This is a genomic window from Mesorhizobium sp. P2_F8 (assembly GCF_056403655.1).
Map to the genome: position 1 here is coordinate 224,379 of NZ_JBFUFB010000011.1, position 15,257 is coordinate 239,635.

At 54.9% G+C, this 15,257-nt stretch carries 12 protein-coding genes; 5 read left to right on the plus strand and 7 right to left on the minus strand.

Going from position 1 to position 15,257, the window contains the following annotated elements:
* Positions 1-336 precede the first annotated feature (336 nt).
* Positions 337-1,623 carry a DUF2130 domain-containing protein gene (locus AC1DZP_RS26165; protein ID WP_477306370.1) on the minus strand — a complete coding sequence of 429 codons (1,287 nt, stop codon included), beginning with the start codon at positions 1,621-1,623 and terminating at the stop codon, positions 337-339.
* 523 nt (positions 1,624-2,146) lie between these two features.
* The gene (locus AC1DZP_RS26170) at positions 2,147-3,076 is read right to left on the minus strand and encodes a helix-turn-helix transcriptional regulator (RefSeq protein WP_477306372.1); all 930 of its coding nucleotides are present in this window, start codon (positions 3,074-3,076) and stop codon (positions 2,147-2,149) included.
* Between AC1DZP_RS26170 and AC1DZP_RS26175 the strand changes: the two genes are divergently transcribed.
* Both AC1DZP_RS26175 and AC1DZP_RS26180 read left to right on the plus strand, forming a co-directional pair.
* Positions 3,023-6,592, plus strand: coding sequence for a TM0106 family RecB-like putative nuclease (locus AC1DZP_RS26175; protein ID WP_477306374.1), 3,570 nt, complete (start codon positions 3,023-3,025; stop codon positions 6,590-6,592). The two genes, AC1DZP_RS26170 and AC1DZP_RS26175, sit on opposite strands and share 54 nt — an antisense overlap.
* Positions 6,593-6,650: 58 nt before the next feature.
* Entirely contained in the window at positions 6,651-6,914 is a 264-nt protein-coding gene (locus AC1DZP_RS26180) for a hypothetical protein (protein ID WP_477306376.1), read from the plus strand.
* Positions 6,915-7,019: 105 nt separating this feature from the next.
* On the opposite strand, the gene AC1DZP_RS26185 is transcribed toward AC1DZP_RS26180, so the two are convergent.
* Genes AC1DZP_RS26185 through AC1DZP_RS26195 form a run of 3 tightly spaced genes read right to left on the minus strand, consistent with a single transcriptional unit; the run spans position 7,020 to position 9,177 of the window.
* The gene (locus AC1DZP_RS26185) at positions 7,020-7,817 is read right to left on the minus strand and encodes a hypothetical protein (RefSeq protein ID WP_477306378.1); all 798 of its coding nucleotides are present in this window, start codon (positions 7,815-7,817) and stop codon (positions 7,020-7,022) included.
* Positions 7,818-7,832: 15 nt separating this feature from the next.
* A complete protein-coding gene (locus tag AC1DZP_RS26190; RefSeq protein ID WP_477306380.1) occupies positions 7,833-8,453 on the minus strand; it encodes a hypothetical protein in 621 nt (206 codons plus the stop codon).
* Between the two features lie 49 nt (positions 8,454-8,502).
* Positions 8,503-9,177: a hypothetical protein gene (locus AC1DZP_RS26195; RefSeq protein ID WP_477306382.1), complete on the minus strand. Its 675-nt coding sequence runs from the start codon at positions 9,175-9,177 to the stop codon at positions 8,503-8,505.
* 248 nt (positions 9,178-9,425) lie between these two features.
* Here AC1DZP_RS26195 and AC1DZP_RS26200 point away from each other — a divergent pair, with 248 nt between their 5' ends.
* Both AC1DZP_RS26200 and AC1DZP_RS26205 read left to right on the plus strand, forming a co-directional pair.
* Positions 9,426-10,832: an McrB family protein gene (locus tag AC1DZP_RS26200; protein ID WP_477306384.1), complete on the plus strand. Its 1,407-nt coding sequence runs from the start codon at positions 9,426-9,428 to the stop codon at positions 10,830-10,832.
* Entirely contained in the window at positions 10,829-12,142 is a 1,314-nt protein-coding gene (locus AC1DZP_RS26205; RefSeq protein WP_477306386.1) for an McrC family protein, read from the plus strand. The genes AC1DZP_RS26200 and AC1DZP_RS26205 overlap by 4 nt, the downstream gene beginning before the upstream one ends.
* Before the next feature lie 66 nt (positions 12,143-12,208).
* On the opposite strand, the gene AC1DZP_RS26210 is transcribed toward AC1DZP_RS26205, so the two are convergent.
* A complete protein-coding gene (locus AC1DZP_RS26210) occupies positions 12,209-12,661 on the minus strand; it encodes a hypothetical protein (RefSeq protein WP_477306388.1) in 453 nt (150 codons plus the stop codon).
* A 213-nt stretch (positions 12,662-12,874) separates the two neighbouring features.
* Between AC1DZP_RS26210 and AC1DZP_RS26215 the strand changes: the two genes are divergently transcribed.
* On the plus strand, positions 12,875-13,417 hold the full coding sequence (locus AC1DZP_RS26215) for a hypothetical protein (protein WP_477306390.1): 543 nt from the start codon (positions 12,875-12,877) through the stop codon (positions 13,415-13,417).
* Between the two features lie 925 nt (positions 13,418-14,342).
* Here AC1DZP_RS26215 and AC1DZP_RS26220 read toward each other — a convergent pair.
* Positions 14,343-15,254 carry a phospholipase D family protein gene (locus AC1DZP_RS26220; protein WP_477306392.1) on the minus strand — a complete coding sequence of 304 codons (912 nt, stop codon included), beginning with the start codon at positions 15,252-15,254 and terminating at the stop codon, positions 14,343-14,345.
* Between the last annotated feature and the right edge of the window lie 3 nt (positions 15,255-15,257).

Here is a 15,257-nt window from a genome sequence, read left to right on the forward strand (position 1 = left end):
CTGTCGACGCGCCGAAATGTCGTTGCGTTTCACATTAGGGTCACCTTTTTGGGCCTCGAAATGATTTCAGCGTCAAAGCGTTCTTCATCAAGTCCGGGCTCGTATTCGGTCAGCATCTTTACTGGAGCTACCTCAAATCTCGCCGGGCGAACTCGATTAATTAGAATATGATAGACGTTTCGTGACGACCGATTCAGTGTAAACTTGTTTTTTCATATAAGAGCCCCACCAGCGGCGCAAGAAACGACAAGTAACCCAATCTCGGGCCCTGGGTAGCTCTCTCGACTCGCTCCGCCGCAAATTTTGCCGCCGTGGAATCTGCAACATGAGGGTCGGTCAGGCTCCCAATCCCATCTCCTCCTGGGGCAAGCTCTCGATCATCAGTGGATCGAGTCCTTCAATGACCTGCAGATGCCGCCCGGCGATACCCTGAAGATCGCCATACATTCCTGCGGTCGCCTCAACGACACCGCGGATCTGTTGTTCACGCTTCGCCCACAACCTCGTCATGGTTTTGCGCTCCTTCTCGAGATCCTCCTGCATGTCGGTGAACTTCTCGACGATTGCTTCCACGCGATGCCGAAAACGCGGCCCGGTCAGATACCCATAAATCATCTCCATTTTGGTCTGCTGGCCTTCGCCGGCATAGCGCGCGCCAAGCAAGGAAATGAGCGATTCACGCAGAGCTATGGCTACTGGAACCGCACATAGTGGTTCGGTCACCCAAACGCCGTCGATAAGATCGAACGAATGATCCATCCCCTGCGGAAGGGCATGGGACACAATAAGAGCCACATCTGCCTTGGCGGCGCGCTGGTCGTCCCGCAGTTTTGCCAGCCAGTTTCCGCTCCAGTTCTTGGTACGCTTGATCTCCCACAGGATCGTGCCGGCCAGCTGTGAAGTCGGTCCCATCACCCGATGGATGATGTCGCCACCAAATTCGCCTTTTCCCACTGGTTCAATCTGATCACGTGGAAACTTTTGTCGCAGCAGCGCTTCAAACTCCAGTTCCTGGACTTCCCCCTGCAGCTGTTGCGATCCCTGCTCGGCTCGCTGCTTCAAAAGCTCAATCTGCTTCTGCATAGAGCTGATTTGCTCCTCCTTCTCGCGGACCTTTAGATGAAGGCCATCCTCCGCCTCCTTCTTCGCTTTGTCGCGCACGCTGACTAGCGATTCCTGCACACGCTGTTCGACAGTCAGTTCTAGTTCGCGACGAGCGTCATCGAGCTCCCTTTGTTTGCGGAGCGTCTCTGCTTGGACCTTCTGCGCCTCGCCCAACTTTTCATCGCGCTGCTGGAGCAGTTCCTTCAGATCGCCGATTTCCTTTGCACGCTGCTCCAGATCCGATGAGACCTTAAGTGTGGCGCGCTTCGCCTCCTCCGCCGCAATCCGCTCACATTCGGCAGCAAGCTTTGCTGCCACTTGTTCATCAACAGACTCCTTGGCGTTCGCGACGTCTTCCAACTGTCGCCGGACCATTTCTTCGCGCGCTCCGATTTCGGAATCCTTGTTTGCCAGCCGCACTTCGAATTCCCGTCGCGTGGCGTCGATCAATGGGGCCGCCAAAGACTCCGTCAGCTTTATTTCCGTCTTGCATTTCGGACAGCAGATCGTCGGTTCCATTTTGGCCTCCCTTTCCTTCGAGCCTTTTCTACAACCGCTTTCTCACGGTGCGGCTGAGCCTTGCTTCCTCAGAGACAACCGCAGGTGATAGTCAGACACCCGTTCCAGGACGACTACATCGCCCGGCTCCGCCACGGTGTCCCGAAAGAAGTCGGCGACGAACGCCCGATCGCGAAAGAAAAGCCGTGGCTTGCCGGCCTTGGTAGTAGGCACGTCGGTTTCCGTTTGAAGGGAGCCGTACTCAAGGAGCATCCTGCGCGGCGCCGGCTTGTCCTTGGTGCTGCCGCCGAACACGTCAGCAGGCAGCAGGTGAATGAAGCTGGTTAGAAGTGGTTGTTGGCAACAGATTTCCCGAAATTCCCGTAGGTCAGCACACTCTCGTAAACCATAAACTCAATACTCCTTGACACGCCCGCCGTCGAAACAGCCAGGGGTGTAGCTCATTCCCATAGCCCGGTGACAAAACCTGTCACCAGCTACTGGGTCACGCACTTTGCATGATTCGGAAGAATGGATCGCCAGATTATGGAAGCGACGGGAAATCCGATCGCCGATACTCCTGCACCATCTGACGCAGGGCTTGGGGACCTATCACTTCTACCTTGTCGCCCCACATATAAAGATGCCAGCACATCTCGAGGTGCCCCGACGCGGAGAAGCGCACTATGAGCGAGCCGTCAGGTTGGTCCTCCAGAACCTGATCCGGATGAAAAAGAAAGCTGCGGGCCTGTGGAGCGGCGTCTGAACTGAACCTCCAAACGACCTCGCCAAACTCGTTGTCATTCTGGAAGGCTCCGAATGCCTGGCGGGCATGCCGATTGATATCGAAGCTAGGGTCGCGCTCGAAGATTTCTCCGGTTAACTCGGCGCTCTCGATCTTTTCAGCAAGATAATGGCGGAAGCTATCACCTGCATCCAATCTAGGCTTTGCCACAAGATAGCGTCTGATTCCGATCAACACCCCATACGGTTCGATAATGCGTTCGGTCGGCACGGCAGCGCCACGAGACTGATAGATGATCCGCAGTCGCTCCGAACCCTTCAAAGCCGTCGCTATGGTGGCGGCGATTTGAGGAGCCAGCCGCGAGACAGGCCCGGGACGGGCGGCTAGACCCTGCGCCTCAAGAAGGGCATCGTGATCTGTTTCCAGGCGAGCAATTCTGTTGCGCGGTACCAGGGCAACGATCTTCTCCCTAAGCGACCGCAGCATGTCTGCCTCCACACCTTGGGCGTTGCGTTCGAGTGTCCCAATCGACATGTCCAACGCAGCCAGTTCGTCTGGAGTGAGCGTGAGGAGATCGCGTAGGGCAGCCGTATCCAGGCGCCATCTTTTTCGGCCTTCGTCGTCGAAATGCGTTTCAGTATCCGGAAATCTAAGTTCGAGCGTGTGGAGAATCCGTTGGGCCTTTCGTTTCGAAACGCCGAGCCGGTCAATGACATCGTCGGTGGTCACCCCCATACGACGCGCGGCTACGTAAGTCGCAAGATCGATGAGCTGCTGCGCTTTTTCGAAAGACATCGGCATTTACCGTTTCGGGTGACAGCTATTGTCATCTCCACTGCTTACAGCTTTATTATCATCGGTTGCGGGGAATCTGACATGAAGCTGGAAGGCAAGGACATCTTGCTATCCGCATCGGACCTGATGCGCTTCATGGGGTGCTTGCATGCCACGGCAATGGATCTGCGCAGTTTGCGGGGTGAACCGCTGACGCCAGCTGCGGACACTGAAGATGCGAAGCTCCTTCAGCAATATGGCGATGCGCACGAAGCAAACTACTTGGCTAAGTTGCGTGCCGAAGGTCGCCGCATAATCGAATTCAGCCGAGACATCGATCTGCGCTCCGCAGCGAATGCTACCAGAGAAGCACTCAGCGAAGGCGCGGACGTTCTTTTCCAAGGCGCCCTCCTCTCGGCACCGTGGGGTGGTTGGTCAGATTTCCTCATCAAGGTGGGCAAGCCGTCAGCTTTAGGTCCTTTTTCTTACGAGGTGATCGACACCAAGCTAAAGCGAAAGCCCGACCCGAAGCACATCCTGCAGCTGGTTCTCTATTCGGATTTGCTTGCCAAGATTCAGGGAGTCGATCCCGACCAAGCCCATATCGAGCTAGGCAACGGCGAGCGCTTTTCATTCCGGCTTCAAGAATATTCCGCCTATGCCCGTCAGGCGCGTAAGAGGCTAGAAGAGTTTGTGGCTGACCCGCAGGCGACATCTCCTGATCCGGTCAGGATGTGCCAGCTTTGTCGCTGGCGAGACATCTGCAAGTGTCATTGGGAAGAAACTGACAGTCTCACTCTCGTGGCCGGGATCGCAAAAGGCCAGCGAGACAAGCTGACCTCTGTTGGCATTTCAACCATGACTGCTCTTGGTCGGTGCGAGACGCCGGTGCCCAGGCTTGCCGAGGTGACACTTACGAGGCTGAAAACTCAGGCTCGGCTGCAGTCTGCCCGGCGCGCCGGCGGCCCGCCAGCGTTCGAATTGAAGCCGTTTGACCCAGCACGCGGACTTGCACTGCTTCCTCGGCCGGACGAGGGAGACCTTTTTTACGACATCGAGGGCGATCCGTTCTACGAAGATGGCCTGGAATATCTGCACGGCGTCTGGTTCAACGGCGAAGGTGACAACACTTTCCTGGACTTTTGGGCACACGATCGTTTCCAGGAAAAAGAAGCGTTGCGCCATCTGATGGCATTTTTCGAAGATCGGCTTCGCCGGTTCCCTGGGGCGCACATCTACCACTACGCGGCCTACGAAATTTCCGCGTTGCGGAGACTTACGAGCAGCCATGGGATCGGCGAAGCGCTGCTCGATCAGCTCTTGCGGCAAAACCGCTTCATCGACCTTTATCGGGTTGTTTCCGGCGGTTTGACCGCTTCAGAACCGGCCTACTCTCTCAAGAACCTTGAAGTTTTCTACATGGAACAACGCACCGGCCAGGTGAAAACCGCCGGCGGCAGCGTTGTAGCTTACGAAAAATGGCGCGAGACGGGCGGCCAGGCGATCCTTGATGAAATCCGAGACTACAATCGTATCGACTGTGTCTCTACGCAGTTGCTTCGCGACTGGCTGGTCTCAGCGGTTCGTCCACTCGACATGGAATGGCGGGCTTCTAACGAGGACGGAAGCGGCATCGATTTTGAGAGAGTTGATACCGAGCAAGTGGCCGGCGACCAACTGCGCGAAAGGCTGCAGCCAGTTCGTGATCGGCTGGGGGATCGGATGGCCGATTTGCTGCTTGACCTCGTCTATTTTCACCCAAGAGAGAAGAAGCCTGCATGGTGGTCGATCTTCGACAAGATCGGCGCCGAACCGGATGAACTCATCGACGATCTCGACTGTCTGGGTGGGCTGAGGGCCGTTTCGTCGAGCTCGAAGATGGGCAGTTATTGGCAGCGAACGTATGAGTTCCCGGAACAGGAGACAAAACTCGATATCGGCGATTGCAATGTCGAATTAGAGGGACTGCCAGTGTCGGTTAGGCTGGTTGAACTCGACCGAGTTCACAACACAGCGATCGTGGCATTTCCYAGGAGTCGGTTCGACGAAACGCCGACTTGTACAGCGCTCATTCCCTCTGGACCGCTCGACACCCGTCAGATCGAAGGTGCCATCCGACGAGTGGTGACATCCGTCATTCACAACGATCGACATTTCCCAGCCATTCTCGACTTCCTTGAGCGCTCCAAACCTCACTTCACAAGTGACAATCGGCAGCTCACAATCATCGATCCATCTCGAGAAATCGTCGCCGAAACGGTCACAGCGTTGGGCGACCTCAATATTTCAACTATCGCGATACAGGGCCCTCCGGGCACTGGTAAGACCTATGTCAGCTCCCGCACGATTATCGATCTCGTTAAGCGGGGAAAGCGGGTTGCAGTCGCTTCCAATAGTCACAAAGCGATCGACAACCTTCTCTGCGCTGTCATAGACCGAGCCAACGACGCCGGGATCAACATCACGGTCGCAAAGAAGGGTGGCGATGGCTTTAGCGATGAGTACCGGTCGATTCACGTGGCATCCAAAAACGATGACGACCAGCTGTTTTCCGCATCGGTAGTAGGTGCAACGGCCTGGCTTTTTTCACGGCCAGAATTCGAACAGATGTTCGATTACCTGTTCGTCGACGAAGCCGGGCAGGTTTCGGTGGCGAACATCGTGGCGATGGGGACCTGCGCGAAGAACATCGTATTGGTTGGCGATCCGATGCAGTTGCCACAGCCAATTCAGGGTGCCCATCCCGGAGAAAGCGGACTTTCGTCTCTTGAATATCTGCTGGCCGGTCACAATACAGTTCCTACCGACATGGGCATTTTCCTACCCGTGTCGCGGCGCATGCACCCGGACGTCTGCCAATTCATATCCGACATCGTCTACGAGAGCCGCCTCGCCTCAGATGACAGCGCAGCAAAGCAGGCTCTCCTTCTTGATCCTGGCGATCGATCGTCAGGTGTCCATCTTATGCAAGTTCCACATGCGGGGAACAGACAGGTTTCGGTCGAAGAAATTGCTGCGATCCGTAAGGAGATTGATCGCTTGGTCGGAGCGAGGTTTCGCGACCGCTATGGCTTGGAGCGCAACTTGACGCTGGACGATATCTTGATCGTGGCGCCCTACAACGCGCAGGTCAATGCGCTGAAGAGGTCGCTGCCCGCCGGGACCCGCATCGGAACGGTCGACAAATTCCAGGGCCAGGAAGCACCGGTTTGCATGGTCTCGATGACGACCTCGTCGGCGGATGAAATACCTCGGGGTGTCGAGTTCCTGTTCAGCCTCAACCGGATCAACGTCGCCGTTTCGCGCGCGCAAGTGCTTGCGCTTGTTTTCGCCAGTCCGCGTCTCCTGGAGGTTCCCTGCAGCAGCGTGCACGAGATGCGGCTCGTCAACACGCTCTGCGCCTTGCGTGAGTATGGCCTGAGGCAGGGAGGTGGAACGATGCCTCCCGTTTCACAGGTGCAGGCTGCATGACAGGAATTGGCATCCCCCTCTCCTACCTTCCAGATGAGACAGGAAGGAGGAGAATTCGATGTACACGCACCACGCAGAAGTCCGCTGTCAGCAGAGAGGGATCAAAACCGAAATTGTCGATGCCATCCTCGCCTACGGGCGTCGCAGGCGCCGTCACGGCGCAGACGTGTATTTCATGGACGGCAGAGGACGAGCTCGCGCGAGGGGGGAATTGGGCCGCGAATACGCCTCTCTCTCGGACTATTTGGACAGCTATCTCGTGATGAGCGATGATGGAAAGATAATTACGGCGGCAAAACGGACGCGGCGACTAAAATTCTGATCGCGCAAACGACAACGAAGGCGTCTTTCGGCAAAGAAGTGATAATATTGAATGCAGGATTCCCGATCCAATCTGTAGTCTATGGTGATCACACTACCTTATTTTTTATTCATTTTTAAGTACGGCATCGTTGTCGCAATAGAATTTGTATAGAGCAGACGCGACTTCCAGAGCCTCCTTTATTTTTTGTCCGTCTAGTTGGGTAGAGGTCGGCCCGGGAGCGGAAATCGGCACCGTAATCACCTTGGTGGCTCCCAACATGACAATAGATGGTTTTCTCGATGTCGCCTGCGCTAAGGAACCAAGATCCATGTCATCACGGGGCATCGCCGAAGCTCCCGGCCAAAACGACAAATCAACCGTTCCCTTGGTAATCTTCCAATCTATTGTAATTTTCGGCGGCAGATCGGCTTTGAAAATAACCCAGTTCGATCCGGCCCCTTTGGAGCCCGGCGATTTCATAGCCAATTCTGGGTGCTCCTTGCTCGCGGTCTCATAGATGCGTTGCCAAAGTGCGGTCATGTCATCCGTCCCTTGACGATCGGTGGAGAAGTCGCCCGTCGGCTTAATACGCACGTGAGTTACATACCCATCAGGCCCATTCTGGGGATTCGAGAGAAAACTTGGCTCAGCGAGCGCGTGACTGACACACCCAAGGTCCATCCGCCTCCGATCGCCATTGAAATCGATGAAGACTGGAATAGCGTCAGAGCCGAGGTGCCATGAGATGTTCAAAAGCATTTTCTCAAAGAACTGCTGGCGCTGGGGATCCGGCGCGCGTGTCGTCCTTTCAAAGGAATCCGCTGCAAAGGTGTCGACGCTTTGAACAAATACATCTGTCCCCTTGGTCCATGGATCGTAGTCCAACGGTAGGAATGTCCATTGCGGCACGTTATCCTCCATGGACGCGATCCCGCTTTATGAGAGAGGGACATACGTCCTCTTCCAACGAGAGTGTCGGGGCCCCTTAGGCGCTATGTCATCCCGCCACCAAAACCCCTGAGCTGCATCGATCCAAATTCGCTCACCGTCCACTCGGAGTCTATCTATTGCTGAACGAACTGGCTTTTCCTTCGCATCAAGCAACGACATCAACCTTGCTACTTTAACCGGCCCCAGGTTCTTCAGATTTTCCAGTACCCGCGGCTTCAGTTCCCGAAGAGTCTGCTGTCCCGTCACGCTCCTTTGCTCCCGCCCCAGGAAGGTAACGTAGGTAACATAGCCGTCGGGTCCATCGACCGGTGGGGCGAGTAAAGCGGGCGACGCAAGCGCGTGACCAAGGCAACCTTTATCCATCCGGCTCTTATCACCGTTGAAATCGATGAATACCGGGATGGACTCCGATCCCAAATGCCACGCGATGGTTCGCAGTTTTTCCTCAAAGAACCTTTGGCGGCGCTGATCGGCGGCGCGACTGATTTTGCCAAACGAGCCTGCGCTGAAAGTGCTAGCGCTTTTCACGAAAACCTCTGTGCCGGTTTCCTGCAAATCCCGATAGAGTGGCTCATAATCCAAAGAGATAAACTTCCATTCTGGCATTCGCTTCTCCGCCAACCACTAAATGATCTCGCGTCCTATTGGCAAAGACCTAGCTTTCTGCATTAGCCAACCGCCAAGCCGCTCGGATGAACGGCTTGACGTATTCAGCATCTTCCTCGCCAGCGATCCGAAACTCATCTTTCACTGCCCAACCGTGGCTATCGGGAATTCTATGAATTGCGCCTCGTGGATCGGCCAGTCCCGTGTCGATCAATCGAACCAAAATCGCGCTCCGCTGAACCTTGATCTCCAGGAAGCATCTCCTGGATCCGGGAACTTTGTACGCAATCCGCTGCGCAGGGGTCACGGATTCACCTTCATGTAAGCGATTATCTATCTCGAGAATATGCTGCCGCAGTGACCGGAGGATTGGTTGCCGTGGCGCGTCTGTATAAGCAACATGATCCTCGAACAAAGCCGATGATTTGCCATCTACCTTCCCGTCCGATGGCATCAGAGCATTGATTGCTACATGGGTCAGGTAACCCTCGGGCCCGTCTCGGAGAGGGATCAAAAATGAAGAGGCAAGCGCATTGCCGATACACTCCCAGTCCATCCGCCTTTTTTCACCGTTAAAATCCACAAAGACGGGAACATGATCAGATCCCAAGTGCCATGCGATCGCAGCTACCTTTTGTTGAAAGAAATTTCGACGCTCTTGGTCGGACGCGCGAGAGATTTTGATGGAATCTGCGGATATCGTATCGTCGCTCTCGACAAACACGTCCTTTCCTCTATCCCATCTCTCGTAGTCCAGGGCAACGCAAGTCCATTGCGGCATCGGAACACCCCTCCCCGCCAACTCAGATAAACTGGCGAAAATAACATCATACAGGTTGACGTCGAACGGGCCAAATCGGCAAATTCATCTCTAGCTATCCCTGTTGGAGCATCAATGACAAAAGTCCTAGAGACCGTGGCCGCAAGGGGAGCGGGCGGCATCACCTTCAGCCGAATGGGCGGTGACGTTTGATGACCAACGCCGACGACATTCTGGACGTTTCTAGAGCAGAGGCCGTGCTACGGGAGCGCTACGGATCGCCACTACAAGAAACCGACAAAATGATCGCCTTTTCGCTACGAGATGGACGATCAATCGCGCTGCAGAAAGATATATCAAAGGTGCAGCTTTGGATCGAGCAGGATGAGAGGCAGCTCGACCCTTCAGTCACTGACTTTCAACTGTATCCCGCGGAGAAAGGAAGACACTCCAACCTGCCACCTCGGCTAAAGAACAATCCCCCAGACGAGTATCGCAGGCAGGGTTTTCCAAAGTCGGTCGTTAGCGTCAGAGTCAGTGACGCACCAATGCTACAGCAGTTTCTAGATTGGTATGAGAGCGGCTTTCTAACCGCGGATATGCAGGCGGCTGAACGAAGAGAAAAGACAAATCCGACGATGAATACGAGAGCACCGCCCACCAATCTTGTCCTTTACGGCCCACCGGGCACAGGCAAAACTTTCGAAACGGCAACTGTTGCTGTCAAGCTATGCGACGACGGTACGATTCCGCAGGACCGAGACGCCATCATGAGGAGGTATCGCGAGCTTGTTGCCCGGGAGCGGATCGCATTCGTTACGTTTCACCAATCTTACTCATATGAGGATTTTGTTGAGGGACTTCGTCCTGAAACCCGGTCAATCGATGGAGCGCAGGATGCGTCGGCGCCAAATGCTGGTTTTAGCCTCAAAGTCCATCCAGGGATCTTCAGGCGCATTGCTGAATTGGCTGAGAAAGGAACTCCAGAGTCATACGTCTTGGTGATTGACGAAATCAATCGCGCCAACATCTCGAAGGTTTTGGGCGAGCTGATCACCCTTATAGAGCCGGACAAGCGAATCGGTTCCGATAATGAACTGACTGTCACCCTACCCTATTCAGGAAAGAGTTTCGGAGTTCCGATTAATCTGCATATCGTTGGAACGATGAACACCGCAGATCGATCGATCGCCCTGTTGGATACGGCACTGAGGCGGCGTTTCCAATTTCGCGAAATGATGCCTGAGCCGAGACTGCTGCCCACAAACATCGACGGGATAAACGTCAGTGCCGTTCTGTCCAATCTGAACGAAAGGATTGAGAGCCTTTTTGATCGTGAGCATCAAATCGGACATGCTTATTTCATTGGTTGTCGGTCCAAAGCGGAACTCGATGACGTAATGCGAACCAAAATCATCCCACTATTGAGCGAATATTTCTATGAGGATTGGGAGAAGATTCGTCTCGTCCTGGCTGACACCGCCGATGACGGCGGTTTCATCAGACGCCGAAAACTAGCTCCAATTAGCGGCACCAACGGCGATTTCGGCAATGACCGGTGGCGATACACGCTACAGCCCGCATTTGATTTGGCGGCATACAGACAGCTCGAGGCATGATCAAACGAACCATTCGCGAATGGGGATACCTCCCAATCGAACGACCTGGTGAGGGAGAGTTCACCCGCGCAATTGCCGATCGGCTTTTGGAACTCAGTCGGACTAACCCATTGGGCGGTGAAGATGGCGAATGTATCCTGATTAATCATCCTCATCGGCTGCGAGCGCAACAGGTCGTCGGCGTGTTGGCCGCCCCAGGGGTCGCATTAGAGATCCTCCCCAAGATAGATGGGGCCGACAACGATGGCGCTACGCGTCGCAGCCTCGTTCATATGCTTGCGGCTGTCATCGATCTCGAAATTTCGGACGGCGCCATAACGGATCTTGATTGGCAGAACGACGATTTGCTCGAGATTCTTATCCGCCTCTTCTGCGATCAGCTGTTCAAAGCGCTGCATCGCGGTATGCCAAGACAATATATCGAACACGAAGATGACCTAGCAGCTATCCGTGGTCGGCTCGTCCTCAAGCGGCAGTTCACAACGTTGTCGGTCACTCCACAGAGGCTTGCTTGTCGGTTCGACGAATTGAGTCCCGATATCGCTCTTAACAGGATAATGAAAGCTGCGGTCTCGCGTCTCTATAGCATCGCGAGATCGCCCCTCAATCAACGGCGATTGACGGAGCTTGCCTTCGCATTTGCAGAAATCTCCACAGTGCCCGTGGCCCAATTGCCGTGGGATCGTGTGGCGATTGACAGGACAAATCGCGCCTGGGCGCAGCCACTCGAATTAGCCAAGCTGCTTCTTGGTCGACGCTACCAGAATACCAGCAGCGGAGAGGGCCGAGGTTTCTCTCTCCTCTTCGAAATGCATGCTCTTTTCGAGGAGTTCGTCGGTCGTAAGATCAAGCAGGCGCTTTCAAAAACAAAGTATTCCGTCTCTTTGCAAAGCCCAACAGATCACGCGTTGATCGACTACCATACCGGCAAGCGCTCGTTTTTGACTCGCCCTGACATAGTAGTCTCCCGTGACAGTAGCCCTGTGCTTATCATCGACACGAAATGGAAAAGATTGAGCAGCGAGATTGATGATCAGAGACACGGTGTGAGCCAAGCGGATGTTTACCAGCTAATGGCTTACGCTCACGTCTATCGGTGCGACCGTCTGATGCTGCTCTATCCCCATCACAGTATGCTGGGCCGAGAGGCAGGTTTGATCGCCACACACCACATAGCCGGTACACTTGATACTCGGCTCGGATTCGCAACGCTCTCTCTATCCCAGCCTCGATCGGCGGCAGTGCAATGTCATGGACTGATCTTTGACGAGGCGGGCGCAGTGAACTTGCCCCATCTTCTTGCTGCGTGAGCCGCTGAACAGATCTCCTCCTTCAATCAGCGCTAACTGAAAACGATCGCCATCCCGGAGACCACACTACGGTCGTCGCATGCCGCGGTTTGCCTCGATCGCTTCCGCTACCTCCCTTAGGAGGTAGAATTCCTGAAGCTTGATGAGCGCCCCTAGAAAATGACGTACGTGGGGTTCGACTTCGCCGAAGTCCAAGGTCGGATCGACATGTGCGACAGGTATCTCAACGCCAGCATAGCTTTTTGCAATTGTCGTCCGCCAACCCGGGTCGATGAGTTCACGAAGAGCGCTTTCGGCTCCAATCGGATCTTTCGTGTCGACCCGCAACTCGGCCGTTCCCATCTTTGCTTTCAGAAGGACCTTGTCACCCCGCCTAGGCAATGCATGCGGAAGATGAATGATGGAGTCGTCGTGTCCAGCCTTATCGACCCATGCCATCCTTAATCCTGGGAACTCCGAATTTGCGATCCTGTAGACGCCTTGGTGGAAGGCCGTCATGCGCGTGTCGCGCTTCTTCACGTAGCCCGCGTGAGAATCCAAGATCGCTTCGCGCAATATGTGGATTTTGAACGCATGACGATGTTTATTGTGCCCTGACGTGGTCGCCGGGTCATTTTTGTATGGAAGGCGCCATCGAAATTAGCACTATCTCTATTAATTAGCGGCTAACTGTTGCAATTAGAAACTTCTTAGATACGCTACAGGAATCGATCTAGGTGGAGGGAAGTTTTCATGTCCGGAGAGAGCTATGTTGAGTTCGCTGGCCTGACGGCAGAGGCCGTCAGGCTGATCGAAGGACTTCGCCGGAGCCCAAGCGATACCAAGTCCGAGATCCTGGTTCGAGCACTGACGCCCCTACAGAAGATAGTGGCCAAACCTTTTCTGGCAGATGGCCGGAAGCTGCTCGATTACAAGGAAGGCATTCGTCTGCCGGTCGGTGAAAAGCTCTATCTGTTCCTATCACGCGGCGCCAAATACGAAGGCAAGCCTGACGCCGTGGCAGAAATCCGCGAGGATGGATTCTACATGGATGGTAAACTGATTGAGCCGTCACACGGTCGGCCGTTCCAGCCAGCCATGGAAATCGTTCAAAATCGGAAAAAGCATTTCAGCAAAACGAACGGCGGGACGGTGTCACTCAGCTCCATTCGGAAGTGGTGTGTCTTCCGTGAAGGGAAGTTTGTCTCGCTCGAAGAGTTGAAGGACCCGGCTCTTAAGCGCACGCGCGGCGGCAAAATTGGTCTTGAAGAGGCCTTAGTGCAGCTTGGCCTGTGATTTCCGTATGCGAAACTGGGCCTAGAATGTGTCGAGCTGTCACCCAAAGCGTTTAGCAAATGTCATCGCCAAGAAAAGCCACCGCGTTGGATCTCCTGATCGCGCCTACGACGAGTCCGACTGAAAGGAATGCGACGTGAATACCCCATCGGAAGAACGACAAGGCGCGCTGGACCTGAGTGACTTGGACGTAGCTCGTGAGAGTGCAATCCGCCTTCAGAGAGACAAACAGCTTGTCGGCGCCACTCGCGAGGCTGGGTTTTTCGCGCGTATCGAAAAGCTATGGACGGCTGCGCGCGAGAACGATGGTTCTGACCTTTTGAAGGCCTTGGCCTTGCTTTTTCGAATAGCAGCAGTTGCCAAGCACATCAGACCCCGGTTCGAGGATTTGGCGTCTCAGGTCGTCAGTGCTCCTAGGGCCAGCCCGCATATTTTGTCTGATAGCGATGACCGTCGTTATCTTGGTGAGGCCCTCATGTTTGCGTCGGGACCATGGAAGGCGAACTATGCAGCGAAGGCTGCGGTCGAAGAAGTGTCTGGAGAAGAGGCCCGGGACCAATTTGTCGCTGTGTTGGTGGAGACTCTGGGCAGCCTTTCGGGTTGCATCGTAAGTTTGCGCTCTGAGTTCGAATCCTGGCAGGTTGATACCCAAGACGTTGGGACCAGCCGAGCTCGGAGGATGACTCGCGTTATCTCTGCGCTAAAGAAAGCGGTAATCGAGCGCGACCCACCCGTCGGCGCTGAATTAGGTGCCGGGCTTCTCGATTTCGCGCGCTCAGCAATAGCGGGCGAACCTATGCCATCGCCACGATCCTGGGCCGTCTCGCGATCATCCGCGACGACCAAGGTGGGACGGCATCGACCTTGGTCCGTTTTGCAAACCTGGTTGGCTCACCGAACATTGAGCCTTAAAAGCTCGTTCTGACTATTGGGTCGGCGCAACGACCTCGAATATCTCCGAGTAGTTGGCTACGTGAAACTTGAACCTCGTAGGATCGAAATGACCTAGCCACCGCATCCAGGTTTGCCAGGCATGGGCGCCATCCTGCGCACCTAAGGAACTCATGAGCGATCTCATCTCACCGAACCGTCGTGACTGCGCCCCAAATGCCTCAATTGCCTGGACTTCAGGATGTTGTCGAAGTTGTAGGGCGACCCATGAGTGAAAGACGTCCTGACTCAGCGCGGCCGGCGGGTCCAGCGCCGTCAGGTCCAATCGCGCAGCCTCACATGAGGCTGTCGTGAGGCTGCTTCGTTCGCCGGAATAATACCGCCACATGTCCTGAGGAAACCGCAGCGATGGTCTCCACGTAGCGAACTTCACGCTGTCGATTTGTGCATCCTCAAGCCGGGGCGGTGGTAGCGGAGGAAGGGCGTCAAGCGCGACTTTGAACGCTAGGTATATTGCATCATCGACCTTCTTCGCACCTCGAAATGCCTCTGACTCGAAAAGCGAGAGATGCACGGCAAGATGCGAACTCTCGACAAGAAGCTCCAAGTTCGACGACGCTGACCACCCCAATCCCGCGCCGGTGAGGTTCGCAGAACCGAGGATAGAACGATTGTCAGCCCGATAATATTTGGCGTGGAGGGAAGGCTGTAGCCATAGTTCAGCGCGCCCCCTAGCGCAAAGAGCGGGCCAAATCGCTAGATCGGAGACACCAGATGCCAACTCATCTAACCGCCAGCGTGTAATCACCTGCACCGACACCCCTGGGGAAGTCGCGTCTAACACCTTTACCAGTGCAGCGAGTTTTATATATGGAGCGACAAGCAACAGTTCGCTCCTTGCCTCGCGGCAAACCGTAAGCAGAGTTTCTCCGACGGGAGACGACACTAC